Below are 14,981 nucleotides of genomic sequence, written 5' to 3' on the forward strand. Positions count from 1 at the left end.
CGATCAGCGCCGGATCGCGCCGATCGCCTTCTCGATCCGTTTGGCCGACACCGGGTACGGTGTGCCGATCTTCTGCGCGAACAGGCTGACGCGCAGTTCCTCGACCATCCACCAGATCTCGGTGACGTCGCGCGCGTTCCTGCGGCCCTCGGGCAGGCTGCGCACCAGCTTGTCGTAGGCGGCCAGCATCCGGTCGACCTCGGCCATGCCCTGACGATCACGCACCGCCGAGCCGGGCAGCGATTCCAGTCGTTGCGCCGCGGCGAGCAGATAGCGGGGGAGTTCGCGCAGCCGGGCGCGGCCCCACTCGGCGACGAAGCCGGGGAACAGCAGGTCGTCGAGCTGCTGACGGACATCGTCGGCGATATCGGTCTCGGCGGTGTCGGCCAGGGCGGCGCGCGCCTGGTGCGCGGCCGACAGGACCGGCGCCACCGCGCGGATCAGGCCGGTGACCGCGGTCGCCAGCTGTGGGCGGACGGCGGCGACCAGCTTGTCGAATTCCTCGGGGGTGCGCACGGGGCCACCCGCTGCCGCGATCAGCTCGTCGGCGGCCGCGACCCGGCAGTCCTCGACGAGCTTGTCCAGGGAGCCGTCGGGATTCTGGCTCAGGGCCAGCCGGTCGGCGGCAGGCACTCCGGCGGTGACCGCGCGGGTGGAGGTCGGGATCGCGGCCAGCAGGAGGGTTCGCACACCGGCGCGCATGGCGGCCGCCTGCTCGGCGGGGGAACTGAGCACGCGCACGGCCACCCCCTCGCCCTCGGGCACCAGCGCCGGGTATCCGGTCACCGTCTGACCGGCCACCTCACGCCGCACCGTCGGGGCCACCGCGCCGAGGGATTCGGAGGTCCAGACCGTCGCGGGTGCGCGTTCGGCACCCGCGGTGGCGCGGGCAACCGACGCTGAAACCTGCTCGGCCAGTGTCGATTTCAGCTGTGCGAGATTCTTGCTCTTGGCCAGTACCGTGCCGCGCTGATCAACCGCGGCGAAGGTCATCCGCAGATGATCCGGCAGTGCCGTGGGGGACAGGTCGTCGGCGGAGATGGTGACCGAACCCAGTCGCGAGAGTTCCCTGGACAGTCCGGTGCGCAACGGCTCGGCGCGCGGGGTCAGCTCGCGCAGCGCCGCCGCGGCGAAGTCGGGCGCGGGAACCACGGTGCGGCGCAATGCCTTCGGGAGGGTCTTGATATAGGCGGCGGCCAGTTCCTCGCGCATGCCCGGCACCAGCCAGTCGAAGCCGACGGCCCGCACGTGCGCGAGTTGCTCGACCGGAATCCGCACGGTCACACCGTCGTCATCCTGCCCGGGTTCGAACTGATAGGTCAGCGGGAAGCTGAGTTCGCCCTGACGCCAGGCATCGGGGAAGTCGGTGGGGTCGAGCGCGGCCGCGCCCGCGTTGACCACGGTGTCGGTCGAGAAGTCCAGCATCGCCGGGTCGGTGCGTTCGGCCTTGCGCCACCAGCTGTCGAAATGGCGTACCGAGACGATGTCGGCGGGCAGGCGCTGGTCGTAGAACTCGAACAGCACTTCGTCGTCGACCAGGATGTCGCGGCGGCGGGCCCGGTGCTCGAGATCGGCGACATCGTCGATCAGGGCGCGGTTGCGCGCGAAGAAGCCGTGCCTGGTCTGCCACTCGCCCTGGACCAGCGCGTGCCGGATGAACAGTTCGCGGGAGAGTTCGGGATCGATGCGGCCGTAGTCGACCGGTCTGCCCGTCACCAGCGGCACGCCGTAGAGCGTGGCCCGCTCGTAGGCGCGTGCCGCACCGCGCTTGGACGACCAATGCGGCTCGGAATAGGTGCGCTTCACCAGATCACCCGCGAGCCGCTCGGCCCATTCGGGTTCCACCTTCGCCGCGATCCGGCCCCACAGCCGGGAGGTTTCCACCAGTTCGGCCGCCATCACCCAGCGCGGTGGCTTCTTCGCCAGCGAGGAGCCGGGGAAGATCATGAACTTGGCATTGCGCGCGCCGAGGAACTCTCGCGACTCCGCCTCGCGCACACCGATATGCGACAGCATGCCTGCCAGCAGGGACTGATGGATCTGCGCGCTGGGCCACGGCATCGCGGCCTCGGCCTCCGCTGCTGCCGAATCCGCCGACCCGCGACCGGCTTTCGTCGCGGAAGTGCCCTGGCCAGGACGCAGCTCGGGCTGCGGTGCCCGCTGCGCCGCGTCGTTACCGCGCCCGCGCCGGGAACGGCCGGCGTGCTGCCGCGCCGACTCCGGCGCTCGGTCGTCGTTTCCGGCCGCGGCGTCCGAGGTATCGGTGGCGGCCGACCGCGGTCCGCGTTCGGGAGTGCGGCCCCGGCCGCGGCGGTTCCGCTTCGAGCCCGCGCCGTCCTCGGCCGCCGGGGGGCTGTCGGAGTTCGCCCGCTGCGCGCCCCCGTCGTTCCAGCCGAGCCCGCGGGTGATGGTGCGCAGCTGACCGTGCAGGTCCTGCCACTCCCTGATCCGCAGGTAGTGCAGGAACTCGTCGCGGCACATCCGGCGGAACTGGTTGGACGACAGCGACTTGCGCTGCTCGGTCAGGTAGTCCCACAGACGCAGGTAGGCCAGGAAGTCCGAACCGTCCACGGTGAAACGGGCGTGCTGGGTGTCGGCGGCCTGCTGGTGGTCGACGGGGCGTTCGCGCACGTCCTGGATGGACAGCGCGGCCACGATCACCAGCACCTCGTCCAGGCACCCGTTGCGGTGCGCCTCGACGAGCATGCGCGCCATCCGCGGATCCACCGGCAGCTGCGCCATCTCCCGGCCGGTCGGGGTGAGCGTGAGGTGCCCGCCCGAATGCGCTTCGCCGTCCACGGCTTTCGCGCTGCCGTGCGCGAGCGCACCGAGTTCCTCGAGCAGCGCGATGCCGTCGCGGATGGCGCGCCGATCGGGGGCCTCGACGAACGGGAAGCTCTCGATGTCGCCGAGGCCGAGCGCCGTCATCTGCAGGATGACCGCGGCCAGATTGGTACGCAGGATCTCCGGTTCGGTGAACGCGGGCCGCGATTCGAAGTCGTCCTCGGAATAGAGCCGGATACAGATGCCGTCGGCGACACGACCGCACCGGCCCGACCGCTGCCGTGCCGAAGCCTGCGAGACCGGTTCGATCGGCAGCCGCTGCACCTTGGTGCGCATCGAGTACCGCGAGATGCGCGCCGTGCCGGGGTCGATCACGTAGCGGATACCCGGCACCGTGAGTGAGGTCTCGGCGACGTTGGTGGCCAGCACCACCCGGCGGCCGGTGTGCGGGGCGAACACCTTGTGCTGCTCGGCGGCGGACAGGCGCGCGTACAGCGGCACGATCTCGGTGCGGGGGAGTCTCAGGTCGCGCAGCGCGTCGGCGGTGTCGCGGATCTCGCGTTCGCCGGACAGGAACACCAGCACGTCACCGTCGCCCTCGGCGAACAGCTCGGTGACCGCGTCGGCGACGGCGTCGGTGGGATCGCGGTCGACGACGCGGGTGTCCTCGTCCTCTTCGTCGGAGCCGGGCAGCTCCAGCGACAGTGGGCGATACCGCAACTCCACCGGATACGACCGGCCCGACACCTCGACGATCGGCGCCGGCGTGCCCTCGGCGTCGGCGAAATGGCGGGCGAACAGTTCGGGATCGATCGTCGCCGAGGTGATGATCACCTTGAGGTCGGGGCGCTGGGGCAGCAGCTGTTTGAGATACCCGAGCAGGAAGTCGATATTGAGGCTGCGCTCGTGCGCCTCGTCGATGATGATCGTGTCGTAGCGGCGCAGCATCCGGTCGCGCTGGATCTCGGCGAGCAGGATGCCGTCGGTCATCAGCTTGACCAGGGTGCGGTCCGAGGCCTGATCGGTGAAGCGGACGGTGTAGCCCACCACGTCACCCAGTTCGGTGCCCAGTTCCTCGGCGATGCGTTCGGCGACGGTGCGCGCGGCGAGCCGGCGCGGCTGGGTGTGGCCGATGGTGCCGCGGATGCCGCGACCGAGCTCGAGGCAGATCTTCGGGATCTGGGTGGTCTTGCCGGAGCCGGTCTCGCCGGCCACGATCACCACCTGGTGCTCGGCGATCGCGGCGGCGATGTCGTCGCGGCGCGCGGAGACGGGTAGTTGCTCCGGATACCGGATCGACGGAACCGCCGCGCGGCGATTGGCCACGCGGGTCGCGGCGGCGGCGATCTCTGCGTCCAGCGCGGGCAGATCGTCGGGGCGCGCCCGGTCGAGCTTGCGCCGGAGCCGGTGTTCGTCGCGCAGCGAGACCTCCGCCAGGCGGGTGCGCAGCGCGCGGGTTCCGGTGCTAGCTGTCCTGGTCATTGCGCCTACCAGCGTAGCGAAGCCCGCCACCGGTTTTCCGCTCGCGCTCCCGGTGCGCGGGGCGGCGGAGACCAACGACACACCGGCACGCTGTGCGGTCGCGTCCGCGCGTCCGCCTCGACCAGCCGCGACGCGCAGCCCCGGCATCGCCACATCTGCAGGTCGACGCGGGTGGCGCGTGCGAGGATCCGGACATGAGCGCAGCAGCGGGGACGGCGTGGTGGATCAGGGCCTACCGGATCGGGTTCGCCGCGCTCGGGCTGGTCGCGCTGCTGTGGATTCCGCTGCGCAACATCGACTCCGCGACCTTCTCGCTCACCAACTATCTGAGCTACTTCACCATCGAATCGAACATCCTCGGGGTGATCGTCTTGTTCGTCGGCGGGTTGCTCGCACCGCAGGGCCGCGGCTGGCACCTGTTCCGCGGTGCGGTGACGCTGTACATGCTCATCACGATGGTCGTCTACGCGGTCCTGCTGGCGCGGATCGACGTCATGCTCAACGACAAGTGGATCAACGACATCATGCACCGGTATCTGCCGCTGATCCTGGTGCTGGACTGGATGCTGGTCGCGATGCCGCAGCGGTTGCGCCCGAGCCCGCAGCTGATCGGGCAGTGGCTGCTCTTCCCGCTGATCTACGGCATCTACAGCCTGATCCGCGGTCCGATCGTCGACTGGTATCCGTACCCGTTCATCGACCCGCGCCAGCAGGGCTACGTGTCGATGGCCCTCGGATTGGTCGTGCTGACCCTGGTGTTCGCGGTGCTGGCGGTTGCCATGGCGTCGCTGGGTGACCTGCCTGCCTGGTGGCGGGAACGCGAGTCCGAGGACTGAGACATCCGCGAGTCCGGCGAGCGCGACCCCGCCGGTTCGGGTATGTGTGGAGCCATGAATGCGCTCTGGCATGGATTCGCCGATATGGGTGCCGTCACTCGTGACGGTGCGTTCGTCGTCGCCCGCGGCGACGGTGCCTACGTCTACGACACCGCGGGCACCCGGTATCTCGACGCCACGGCCGGACTCTGGTTCGCCAACGTCGGGCACGGTCGCGCGGAGATCGCCGACGCGGTCGCCGAGCAGTTGCGCACCATCGCCCACTACTCGAACTTCGGTGACCTCACCGAGCCGCCGACGCAGGAACTCGCCGAGAAGCTGTCAGCCATCGCGCCGGTCCCCGGCAGCAAGATCTTCTTCACCTCCGGCGGCTCGGACTCGGTGGAGACCGCGGCCAAACTGGCGCGCCGGTACTGGCACGAACTGGGTCGCACCGACAAGAAGATCCTGGTCGGCCGTCGCCTGGCCTACCACGGCATGCACTACGCGGGCACCTCGATCGGTGGCCTCGCCGGCAACACCGAGGGCTACGGCGAGCTCGTCGCCGACACCCGCACCGTCGAATGGAACGACGCGAAGTCGCTGCTCGCCCTGATCGAGGAGGTCGGCGCCGAACAGATCGCGGCGTTCTTCTGCGAGCCGATCATCGGCGCGGGCGGGGTGTACCTGCCGCCGGAGGGCTACCTGGCCGAGGTGCGCCAGATCTGCCGCGAGCACGACATCCTGTTCGTCGCCGACGAGGTGGTGACCGGCTTCGGCCGAATCGGCGGCAGCTGGTTCGCCTCCACCCGGTTCGGCCTCGAACCCGACCTCGTCACCACGGCCAAGGGCCTGACCTCGGGCTACCTGCCGATGGGCGCGGTGTTCATCGCCCCGCACCTGGCCGAACCCTTCTTCTCCGGTGGCGTGTGGTGGCGGCACGGCTACACCTACGGCGGGCACGCGGGCGCGGCCGCCGCGGCGCTGGCCAACCTCGCCATCATCGAACGCGAAGGGCTGCTCGAGGAAGCGGCCCGGCTGGAGCGCACGCTGCACACCCTGCTCGCGCCGCTGGCCGAGCATCCGCGCGTCGCCGAGGTCCGCAGCGGTCTCGGCGCGGTGGCCGCGGTCCAGCTGGCCGACCCGTCCGAGGGGCCCGCGCTGGTGAAAACCCTGCGCGAACACGGCATCTCGGGCCGCGCCGCCGGGCAGGGCGCGATGCAGATCTCGCCGTCGTTCGTGATGACCGACGCTCAGGTCGCCGATCTCGTCGAGGGCTTCACCCGCGCTCTGGGCTGACCCCTGCCGCGAGCGCGAGCGTGAAGAACTGGCTGTACGGGTCGAGGACGTAGTCGGCGAAGGGCTCGCACTCGGTGAATCCGTGGCGTAGGTAGAGGCGCCGAGCCGGCGCGAAGTACTCGCCCGACCCGGTCTCCAGGCTCAGGCGGGTGTATCCGCGCCGGCGGGCCTCGTCGACGATGTGGGTCAGCACCGTCGCGGCGACCCCGCGGCCCGTGAATCCGGCTGCGGTGCGCATGGACTTGATCTCGCCGTGGCGCGCGTCGAGGTCCTTCAGCGCCCCGCAGCCGGCCAGCTCGTCGTCTGCCCAGGCGCTCCACACCGTGACCGCCGGATCGCGCAGAGCGCTCAGATCGAGCGCGTGCATGCTGTCGGCGGGGGAGTTCGCGGCCATCTCGGTGTGGTGGCCGGTCAGCAGGTCGCGGATCGGGGCGCCGGTGAGGTCGTCGACCGTCACGCGCACCGCCTGCCTCGCGGCGACGGACTGTGTATCGGACATCGGTCCATGATCCGTCATCGCTATGACGGCGACGTCGCCTGGGTGGAAACCGCCCGCGGGCGCCGCCTCGATGCGAGCATGGTGAGGCGCGGGTGGCGACTCGAAGGTGGTGGGGTGTGGCCGAATTCGTTGAGCACTATGCACTCGTACGCTGGCCGGTCGTCGCCGCGTTCGTGCTAGCGACGCTCATCGTCGTGGCGCGGCTGATCAGGCAGCCACCACCCACCCACCGGGTCGACACCGCGGCCGACAGCGCGCACCTGCTCATGTGCCTGGTGATGCTGGCCATGCTGGTGTTCCCCGCCGCGACCGACCCCCACGCCGTCCGTGGCGTGCTCACCGCGCTCACCGTCGCGTTCGCGATCCTGCTGGCCGAACGCATCGTGGGGTGGCGCACCGGCGCGACGGCGGGCCCCGACGGGGTCATGGCGATCGGCTACCACACCGTGGCCGCGGCGGCCATGCTGTACGCGATGGCCGGTCACGGCGGCGACCACGCGACCGGTCCGGCGCCCTGGCCCGCGCTGGCACTGGCCGCCCTGTTCACGGTGGACGCCCTGCTCGCGCTCGGTACCGCCCGTCACGGCCCCCGCTGGCACCGGTTCGTGCACCCCGCCGGCGCCCACCCGCTGACCTCGGCGCTGGTGCCCCACGTGGTGATGGATATCGGTACCGCGTTCATGTTGATCGCCGCGATCGGCCGGTGAATACCGATCCACAACCGCCCGCGCTGCGAATTGCCGTTGTGTGGACAGGAATTCGACGATGAATCGGCAGCGCGGTCCCGACCCGGCGCCGGGTGGCGTCGCGCTGCCCGTTCCCGAGTTCCCGTCCGGCGCCGACGATCGCGACGCGCTGCGTGCGCTGTACCGCGCCACCGGCGCCGCCGCCTTCGGGCTCGCGCTGCGCGTCCTGCATCGCCGTGGATCGGCCGAAGATGTTGTCCGCGAGGGATATCAGCGCCTGCGTGCCGCGCCGTGGCCGGTCGACGACGCCGTCCCGAGCCTTGCTGCCGCGGCGCCGATCGCTGTCGAGGAGCCGCCCGTCCCCGACCTCGGGACACCCTGGGGCCGTTCTGCATTCGCCGCCGGCCTGGGTACCGAGACCGGTGGCGATACCACGTTCGGCCACGGTGCGGTCTACGACCGTGACGGCGCCCGGACCGGACCAGGCGCCGAGCACCCCGGCGAGCCTACGGCGGCGTCCTCGTGTGCGGGCCGCGACGACGCGGTGTTCAGCGCCGACCAGACATGGCTGCTCGCCCAGGTCCATCGGCTCGCGGTGCAGCGGCTACGGCTGGACCGCCACGACGGCGACGACATACCCTGGCTCGCGGCCTCGGCTCGCCTCGGCTTCGCCGATCCGCTCGACAGCCATTGCGAAGTGTTCGTGCTCGCCTACTACGGCGGGCGCACCTACCGGGCGATCAGCCGGGAACTGGGCCTGCGCCTGCCGGTCGTCACCCGGCTGCTCGCCGAGGGTGTCGAACGGCTCGCCGAGCAGCGGATCGTCCGCGTCGGCAGCACCCAGGCCTGGTGCCCGCCCGGCTCGATCCTCGCCCTGGCCGACGCCTACGCCCTGGACGCGGTCGCCGAACTCGAGTATCACCACATCGAGAACAAACTCGCCGCGGTCGCCCCGCACCGGCTCGCGCAGTTCGCCACCCGGGTCCGCGGCGTGCACGACATGCTCGCCCGCCTGGCCGTCGACGACCGGCGCACCCCGCCACGGCATCTGGAGACCCGCATCCTCGCCGACCTGAGTACCGCCGAGACGCCGCGGCGCGGGACCTGGACGACCCGGCCGCCGTGGCTGCGCCGCTTCGGCCAGCTCGGACACTGAGGTCAGAGCACCACCACGTGGTCCTCGGCGACCCAGCCACCCAGGCGCACCCAGCCGTCGGAATCCCATTCGGTGTAGAGCTGTGAACCCTGACCCTGGGTCACCACCAGCCCGCGACGCAGCTGCCCGGTGAGCGCCACCGCGGCGGCCCCGGTCGCCTCGTCCTCGGCGATACCCATCGCCGGCGCGAACATCCGTGACCGCAGCGCGCCGCGCGGCTCGTCGGTCCACACCCAGAAGTAGTGCTGGCCCTCGGTGATGTCGCCGGGCTGCAGCAGCGCCAGTTCCTCGACCGAATCCAGTTGGTGGAAGGTGAAATCCGGTGCCCACTCGGCGCGGGCCGTGATCCAGGTGATGCCGTCGGTCTGGTCGACGGTGACCGGACCCGCGGGCATCTGCAGGGTGTGCACCGGCGTGCGCTGTACCGCCAGCCACCACGCGGTGCCCACGCTCGGGTGGCCGGCGAACGGCAGTTCGACGGTGGGGGTGTAGATGCGGACCCGCGCCACGCCGTCGACGGGATCCTCGACGACGGTGGTCTCGCTGAAGCCAAGGCGCGCGGCCAGTTCCTGCTCGTCGAGCGCGACGACATCGCCCGCGCGGGCGATCCCGAGCGCGTTGCCGAGCTGCCCGGCGGGGTCGGTGAACACTCTGACGACCTCGACCTGGATATCCGGGGCTTCGGGCACCTCGTGTGCGTTCATGATCGCGAGCCTACCGGCCAGGTCACGGGGCGACCGGACCGCGCGAGCCCGGTCGTGTCCTTGGGAAACGGCCGCGGCCCCGATCGGAGGAGTCCGATCGGGGCCGCGGCGAGACGCACATCAGACGGCAGCGGCCGCCAGCGACTCGGTGGACTGCACCGCCTGGCCGACACCGGCGACGATGGCTGCCGCACGCAGCGACTCGAAGATCACCTCGCGCGACACACCGGCCTCGCGCAGCGTCTTCTCGTGCGCCTCCAGACAGTGGGCACAGCCGTTGATCGAGGACACCGCGAACGACCACAGCTCGAAATCGGCCTTGTCGACACCGGGGTTGCCGATGATGTTCATCCGCAGGCCTGCGCGCAGGTCGTCGTAGCGACCGTCCAGGAACGCCTTACCGCGGTAGAACACGTTGTTCATGCCCATGATCGACGCGGCGCCCAGCGCGGCCTCGTAGGCCTCGGCGGACAGCACATCGGCGGCTTCCTCGGCGATCTCGCGCAGGGTGGTCGCCGAGCGGGTCGCGGCGGCCGAGGCCAGCAGGGTGCCCCACAGCTGCTGCTCGTTGAGCACCGTGGTGCGGGCCAGCGAGGACAGGTTGAGCTTGAGGTCCTTGGCGTACTCGGGAAGGGAGTTCTTGAGGTTCTCGATGCTCATGACAGTGGGGCTCCTTACAGGTGAATCGGCGGGAAGGGTGGATCAGACGCTGGCGGAGAGCAGTTCGCCCGCGTTGATGGTCGGATCGCCCTTCTTCCAGTTGCAGGCGCACAGCTCGTCGGACTGCAGGGCGTCCAGGACGCGCAGCACCTCGTCGACATTGCGGCCGACCGAACCGGCGGTCACCGACACGAACTGCACCTCGTTGTTCGGGTCGACGATGAAGGTGGCGCGGTCGGCGACACCGTCGGCGTTCAGAACGCCGGTGGCCGCGGCCAGTTCACGCTTGAGGTCCGACAGCATCGGGAAGGGGAGGGTCTTGAGATCCTCGTGCTGGGCGCGCCACTGGAAGTGGACGAACTCGTTGTCGACCGAGGCGCCGAGGACCTGGGTGTCGCGATCGGCGAACTCGTCGTTCAGCTTGCCGAACGCCGCGATCTCGGTGGGGCACACGAAGGTGAAGTCCTTGGGCCAGAAGAACACCACGCGCCACTTGCCCGCGTGATCGTCGCTGGTGATCTGGGTGAAGTAGTCGTCGGGCTGCTGCGCGTCGACCTTCGACAGGTCACCTCCGATGACGGCCTTGAGGTTGTATGCCGGGAACTGGTCGCCGATGGTCAGCAGAGCCATGCGCGTCTCCTCATTCGTGGTGTGGTTGCTCATCGTGTGAGCTCGTCGGGGATCTTGCCGAAAACGTACTGAAAGGTAAAGCCGATCGCTTGCTCTACACTGATAGGCGTGACTGATCAGACTTATCAGCCGACCCTGTCGCAGCTGCGTGCGTTCGTCGCCGTCGCCGAGTACCGGCATTTCGGCACCGCCGCAGCGCGTTTGACTGTGAGCCAACCCACGTTATCGCAGGCACTGGCATCACTGGAAAACGGACTGGGGCTCCAGTTGATCGAGCGCAGCACGCGGCGGGTGCTGGTGACCGCGGCCGGGATGCGACTGCTGCCGCAGGCGATGGCGACGCTGGAAGCCGCCGACCGGTTCGTGGCCTCGGCGACCGGTGACGGCCTCGGCGGCGTGCTGCGCCTGGGCATCATCCCGACCGTCGCGCCGTACGTGCTGCCGGAGCTGCTGCCCGAACTTCGCCGCAAACTGCCCAGCCTGGTTCCGCACGTGGTGGAGGACCAGACCTCCCGGCTGCTCGAGGGCCTGCGCACGGGTGTGCTCGACGTCGCCCTGCTCGCCCTGCCGACCGGAGCGCCGGGGCTCGTCGAGATCCCGCTCTACTCGGAGGAATTCGTGCTCGTCACCCCGCGCGGGCACGAGCTGGCCGGGCGCACCGACCTGGCCGCGCCGGTCCTGGCCGACATGCCGCTACTGCTGCTGGACGAGGGCCACTGCCTGCGCGATCAAACCCTGGAGTTGTGCCGCACCGCCGAGGTGCATCCCGGCACGGTCGGCGACACCCGCGCCGCCTCGCTGACGACGGTGGTGCAGTGCGTGGCAGGCGGTCTCGGCGTCACCCTCATTCCGGAGATGGCCGTGGCCACCGAAACCGCGCGCGGCACTCTCGATACCGCCCGCTTCGCCGATCCGGCGCCGGGGCGCACCATCGGTCTCGCCTTCCGCGCTTCGTCGGCACGGGCCGAGGATTACGAATACCTTGCGGCAGTGATCCGCTCGAAGCGACCCTTCTGAGTGGCGTGGGACCTCGATCACCGGAATCGGTCTGCCCGCGCAGTTCCCGGCCGTCGCGTGCAAGGGAAGGACGAACAACAGGGCAGACCTGTGGTTATTGCGCCGACATCGCGGTGGTCAACAGTAGCCGGACCAATTCGGCCTGCCGGTGTGTTTTCGTCTTGGCGAAAATATGCTGCAGATGCGTGCGCGCGGTGAATACCGAGACCGAGAGCTCATCGGCGACGGCCTGCAACCCGTCGCCGCGCAGAACCGCCAAGGCGACCAATGTTTCCGCGTCGGTCAAGCCGTACAGGTCGTGCAGCGCTTCCGGTTCCGGTTCCGGATCGCGGTCCGGGTCGGCGATCAGCAGCAGAACGGCCCGATGCCAGGGGCCGTCCCCGGCTCCGGAGATGCCGTCCAGCGGCGAGACCCGCACGATCAGCGGCCGCAGACCGGAGGCGCGCGCGACCGCCACATTCCCACCGCCGTCCGGCGATTCCGCGGCCTGTTCGATCAGCGCGCGCAGTCGCGGCTGGGCGGACGACGACCTGGCTCGCAGCCGGCCGAAGGTATCCACTGTCAGCCCGTCGGTCTGCCGGATGATGCGCCCGGCCATGGAGTTGGCGAACGCCAGTGCCGCGTCGGCGCTGACGATCATGATGCCGTAGTGCGCCTGCTCCAGTGTCGCGAGCGCCAAGGCCCGCTCGCGGGACAACTCGACCAGCCTGGACTGGGTGCGCAGCGCCCCGCGCAGATGCGGCACGAGCGCCCGCAGCAGAGCCAGCCCTGCCGAGTGACCGTTGATCGCGCCGTGGTCGGGCATGGTCAGGCAGATCCACGAGGGCGGCCGATCGTCGCTGAGCCGGGCCAGGAAACTGTTGGCCAGGCCGTTCGCGCTCACGCGGTCGAACAGCTCGTCACTGGTGGTGGCCGAACCCGCGGGGAGGCGCTGCATGTGTTCGGCGACCCGGTCGAGCGAGGAAGACAGGTCCGGCGAGCTGCCGTTGCCCGAGGTTTTGATCGCCCACCGTTCGCGGGCCGGGTCGGCGATGACGAGAAAGCCGTGGACCGCGCCGAAGGTATCCGTGATCTCGCGGACCACCTCGTCCCATCGGGCCGGGTCGTTGCCTGCGCTGTAGATCGCGGCGATCAAGTTCGAAAAACGTTGTAGCGCAATCGACATGATGGCCCTTCCTCGGCCACGGTGGGTCGGTGCGATGCCGTTGCGCGGCGAACGCCCTCCGAGAAGCTCCCAACCTTGGGATCCTAGTCGATCATCGGGCGTAGCGAAATGATCGTGCTCCACCTGCTACCTTGAACGTCGTTCAATTCCGTTGTGAAGGATGTCTGCTGTGCCCGATGTGGAGAAGTCCCCGAAGCCGGCGCTCGGTTTCGCCGCCAGGGACATGGCGCAGATCGCGGTGTTCGCGGCGCTGATCGCCGCCCTCGGCCTGCCGGGCGCGATCACCGTCGGGTTCAGCGGTGTGCCGATCACGCTGCAGACCCTCGGGGTGATCCTCACCGGCGCGATCCTCGGCGCGCGCAAGGGCACGGCCGCGGTCGCGGTCTTCATCGCGCTGACCCTGATCGGTCTGCCGCTGCTCTCCGGCGGCCGCACCGGCCTGACGGCGCTGGCCTCGCCGACCGCGGGCTACCTCATCGGCTGGATCCCGGCGACGCTGGTGATCGGCGCGCTGACCGCCGCGATCCTGCCGAAGTATCCGATCGCCCTCGGCCTGCTGATCAACGCGTTCGGCGGGCTCGTGGTCATCTACCTGTTCGGGACCGCCGGTCTGCTGATCCGTACCGATCTCGGGGTGTGGGCCGCGGTGTCGGCCAACTTCGCGTTCGTGCCAGGCGATCTGGCCAAGGTCGTCGTCGCCACGGTCGTCGCCAAGGGTGTGCACCGCGCGTACCCCGGGCTGATCCGTGGCTGAGCGCGCGGCGGGGCGGCTGTCGTGAGCGAGATCGTCCTCGACTCGGTCGGCCACCATTTCGGTGATCGGACCGTGCTGCGCGACATCGATCTGCGGATCACCGAACGGCGGGTCGGCCTCATCGGTGCCAACGGTTCGGGGAAGTCGACGCTGGCGCGGATGCTCAACGGTCTGCTCAAACCGGCGTCGGGCACCGTCACCGTCGACGGGATCGACGCCGCCCGCAAGGGCGCGCAGGTCCGGCGCAAGGTCGGTTTCGTGTTCACCGATCCCGACACCCAGATCGTGATGCCGACCGTCGCCGAGGATCTCGCGTTCTCGCTGCGGCGCAGCGGCCTGAGCCGGACCGAGATCGCGGCCAGGGTGGCGCGGATGCTCGACCGCTTCGGGCTGGGCGCGCACGCCGACCATCCGGCGCACCTGCTCTCGGGTGGGCAGAAACAACTTCTCGCGATCGGCTCCGCCCTGATTCGCGAGCCCGAGGTGATCGTCGCCGACGAGCCGACCACGCTGCTCGACCTGCGCAACGCCCGCCGGGTGTCGGAGGCGCTGAACTCCCTCGACCAGCAGGTGATCGTGGTGACCCACCAGCTCGCGCTGCTGGACGGATTCGATCGGGTCGTGGTGCTGGACAGCGGGTCCGTGGCCTTCGACGGCACCCCGGCCGACGCGGTCGGCGCCTATCGGCGCCTGGTCGAATGATCGGTCTGTACCACCCCGGCGACTCGGTGCTGCATCGGTTGCCCGCGGGTGTGAAGCTGGCGCTGCTGGTGCTCGCGATCGTCGCGATGACGGTGTTCGTGCGCGGTCCGCTCGGGGTCGGCGGTGCCGTGGTCGTCGTGGCCTGCCTGTTCGCGCTCGCGCGGATCTCCTGGCGGGTGGCCCTGGCCCAGGTGCGCCCGGTGCTGTGGATGACGCTGATCATCGGGGTGTTCCAGCTGCTCACCACCTCGCCCGCGCGGGCGGTCGTCGTCTGCGGCGTACTGCTCGTCTCGGTGGCGCTGGCGGCGCTGGTGACGGTGACCACCCGCGTCACCGACATGCTCGACGCGCTGACCCGCGCGCTCGAACCGCTGCGCCGCGTGGGGGTGAATCCCGAACGGGTGAGTCTGCTGCTGGCGCTGGCCATCCGGTGCGTGCCGCTGCTGGCGCAGATCGTGGCTGACGTCGCCGAGGCGCGGCGGGCGCGCGGCGTCTCCTGGTCGGCGACGGCCCTGGTCACGCCCGTGCTGGTGCGGGCGCTGCGCACGGCCGACGCGATGGGCGAGGCACTGGCCGCCCGCGGTGTGGACGACGACTGACCAGCGCGCTTGCCATTAGTAGACGACCG

The 14,981-nt window shown here is 70.1% G+C and carries 14 protein-coding genes; 8 read left to right on the forward strand and 6 right to left on the reverse strand.

What is annotated here, in order from left to right; all coding sequences use genetic code 11:
• Positions 1-3 precede the first annotated feature (3 nt).
• Positions 4-4,266 (reverse strand): ATP-dependent RNA helicase HrpA, encoded by a 4,263-nt coding sequence (gene hrpA / locus ACFVAV_RS32190; protein ID WP_379039352.1) that lies wholly within the window; start codon positions 4,264-4,266, stop codon positions 4-6.
• A gap of 194 nt (positions 4,267-4,460) precedes the next feature.
• On the opposite strand from hrpA, the gene ACFVAV_RS32195 reads away from it, so the two are divergent.
• Positions 4,461-5,102, forward strand: coding sequence for a Pr6Pr family membrane protein (locus ACFVAV_RS32195; protein WP_379039353.1), 642 nt, complete (start codon positions 4,461-4,463; stop codon positions 5,100-5,102).
• 54 nt (positions 5,103-5,156) lie between these two features.
• Positions 5,157-6,380, forward strand: coding sequence for an aspartate aminotransferase family protein (locus ACFVAV_RS32200; protein ID WP_379039354.1), 1,224 nt, complete (start codon positions 5,157-5,159; stop codon positions 6,378-6,380).
• On the opposite strand, the gene ACFVAV_RS32205 is transcribed toward ACFVAV_RS32200, so the two are convergent.
• The gene (locus tag ACFVAV_RS32205) at positions 6,361-6,879 is read right to left on the reverse strand and encodes a GNAT family N-acetyltransferase (RefSeq protein WP_379039355.1); all 519 of its coding nucleotides are present in this window, start codon (positions 6,877-6,879) and stop codon (positions 6,361-6,363) included. The genes ACFVAV_RS32200 and ACFVAV_RS32205 overlap by 20 nt on opposite strands.
• Before the next feature lie 116 nt (positions 6,880-6,995).
• On the opposite strand from ACFVAV_RS32205, the gene ACFVAV_RS32210 reads away from it, so the two are divergent.
• Both ACFVAV_RS32210 and ACFVAV_RS32215 read left to right on the forward strand, forming a co-directional pair.
• Positions 6,996-7,586 (forward strand): DUF5134 domain-containing protein, encoded by a 591-nt coding sequence (locus ACFVAV_RS32210; protein WP_379039356.1) that lies wholly within the window; start codon positions 6,996-6,998, stop codon positions 7,584-7,586.
• A gap of 58 nt (positions 7,587-7,644) precedes the next feature.
• On the forward strand, positions 7,645-8,721 hold the full coding sequence (locus ACFVAV_RS32215) for a hypothetical protein (protein WP_379039357.1): 1,077 nt from the start codon (positions 7,645-7,647) through the stop codon (positions 8,719-8,721).
• 2 nt (positions 8,722-8,723) lie between these two features.
• Here the strand turns inward: ACFVAV_RS32215 and ACFVAV_RS32220 are convergent, their stop codons facing one another.
• From ACFVAV_RS32220 to ACFVAV_RS32230, 3 genes are all read right to left on the reverse strand, one after another.
• Positions 8,724-9,425 carry a PhzF family phenazine biosynthesis protein gene (locus tag ACFVAV_RS32220; RefSeq protein WP_379039358.1) on the reverse strand — a complete coding sequence of 234 codons (702 nt, stop codon included), beginning with the start codon at positions 9,423-9,425 and terminating at the stop codon, positions 8,724-8,726.
• Positions 9,426-9,545: 120 nt separating this feature from the next.
• Positions 9,546-10,085 carry a carboxymuconolactone decarboxylase family protein gene (locus tag ACFVAV_RS32225; protein WP_379039359.1) on the reverse strand — a complete coding sequence of 180 codons (540 nt, stop codon included), beginning with the start codon at positions 10,083-10,085 and terminating at the stop codon, positions 9,546-9,548.
• Between the two features lie 42 nt (positions 10,086-10,127).
• The gene (locus tag ACFVAV_RS32230; RefSeq protein ID WP_379039360.1) at positions 10,128-10,715 is read right to left on the reverse strand and encodes a peroxiredoxin; all 588 of its coding nucleotides are present in this window, start codon (positions 10,713-10,715) and stop codon (positions 10,128-10,130) included.
• Between the two features lie 108 nt (positions 10,716-10,823).
• Here ACFVAV_RS32230 and ACFVAV_RS32235 point away from each other — a divergent pair, with 108 nt between their 5' ends.
• On the forward strand, positions 10,824-11,732 hold the full coding sequence (locus ACFVAV_RS32235) for a hydrogen peroxide-inducible genes activator (protein WP_379039361.1): 909 nt from the start codon (positions 10,824-10,826) through the stop codon (positions 11,730-11,732).
• A gap of 94 nt (positions 11,733-11,826) precedes the next feature.
• On the opposite strand, the gene ACFVAV_RS32240 is transcribed toward ACFVAV_RS32235, so the two are convergent.
• Positions 11,827-12,897, reverse strand: a complete 1,071-nt coding sequence (locus ACFVAV_RS32240; RefSeq protein ID WP_379039362.1) for a helix-turn-helix transcriptional regulator — start codon at positions 12,895-12,897, stop codon at positions 11,827-11,829.
• A gap of 160 nt (positions 12,898-13,057) precedes the next feature.
• On the opposite strand from ACFVAV_RS32240, the gene ACFVAV_RS32245 reads away from it, so the two are divergent.
• Genes ACFVAV_RS32245 through ACFVAV_RS32255 form a run of 3 tightly spaced genes read left to right on the forward strand, consistent with a single transcriptional unit; the run spans position 13,058 to position 14,952 of the window.
• Positions 13,058-13,651: a biotin transporter BioY gene (locus tag ACFVAV_RS32245; protein ID WP_379039363.1), complete on the forward strand. Its 594-nt coding sequence runs from the start codon at positions 13,058-13,060 to the stop codon at positions 13,649-13,651.
• 21 nt (positions 13,652-13,672) lie between these two features.
• Entirely contained in the window at positions 13,673-14,353 is a 681-nt protein-coding gene (locus ACFVAV_RS32250; RefSeq protein ID WP_379039364.1) for an energy-coupling factor ABC transporter ATP-binding protein, read from the forward strand.
• Positions 14,350-14,952 carry an energy-coupling factor transporter transmembrane component T family protein gene (locus tag ACFVAV_RS32255; protein WP_379039365.1) on the forward strand — a complete coding sequence of 201 codons (603 nt, stop codon included), beginning with the start codon at positions 14,350-14,352 and terminating at the stop codon, positions 14,950-14,952. The genes ACFVAV_RS32250 and ACFVAV_RS32255 overlap by 4 nt, the downstream gene beginning before the upstream one ends.
• The last annotated feature ends 29 nt before the right edge of the window (positions 14,953-14,981 follow it).

The sequence above is a fragment of the Nocardia sp. NPDC057663 genome (genome assembly GCF_042799895.1).
GTDB lineage: Bacteria > Actinomycetota > Actinomycetes > Mycobacteriales > Mycobacteriaceae > Nocardia.

What these genes read in the sequence shown, in the direction of transcription:
- ACFVAV_RS32225 (WP_379039359.1), bottom strand. Translation starts at nt 10,085, where the DNA reads ATGAGCATCGAGAACCTCAAGAACTCCCTTCCCGAGTACGCCAAGGAC.
- ACFVAV_RS32195 (WP_379039353.1), top strand. Translation starts at nt 4,461, where the DNA reads ATGAGCGCAGCAGCGGGGACGGCGTGGTGGATCAGGGCCTACCGGATC.
- ACFVAV_RS32240 (WP_379039362.1), bottom strand. Translation starts at nt 12,897, where the DNA reads ATGTCGATTGCGCTACAACGTTTTTCGAACTTGATCGCCGCGATCTAC.
- ACFVAV_RS32220 (WP_379039358.1), bottom strand. Translation starts at nt 9,425, where the DNA reads ATGAACGCACACGAGGTGCCCGAAGCCCCGGATATCCAGGTCGAGGTC.
- ACFVAV_RS32255 (WP_379039365.1), top strand. Translation starts at nt 14,350, where the DNA reads ATGATCGGTCTGTACCACCCCGGCGACTCGGTGCTGCATCGGTTGCCC.
- ACFVAV_RS32200 (WP_379039354.1), top strand. Translation starts at nt 5,157, where the DNA reads ATGAATGCGCTCTGGCATGGATTCGCCGATATGGGTGCCGTCACTCGT.
- ACFVAV_RS32205 (WP_379039355.1), bottom strand. Translation starts at nt 6,879, where the DNA reads ATGTCCGATACACAGTCCGTCGCCGCGAGGCAGGCGGTGCGCGTGACG.
- ACFVAV_RS32245 (WP_379039363.1), top strand. Translation starts at nt 13,058, where the DNA reads ATGTCTGCTGTGCCCGATGTGGAGAAGTCCCCGAAGCCGGCGCTCGGT.
- hrpA (WP_379039352.1), bottom strand. Translation starts at nt 4,266, where the DNA reads ATGACCAGGACAGCTAGCACCGGAACCCGCGCGCTGCGCACCCGCCTG.
- ACFVAV_RS32215 (WP_379039357.1), top strand. Translation starts at nt 7,645, where the DNA reads ATGAATCGGCAGCGCGGTCCCGACCCGGCGCCGGGTGGCGTCGCGCTG.
- ACFVAV_RS32230 (WP_379039360.1), bottom strand. Translation starts at nt 10,715, where the DNA reads ATGGCTCTGCTGACCATCGGCGACCAGTTCCCGGCATACAACCTCAAG.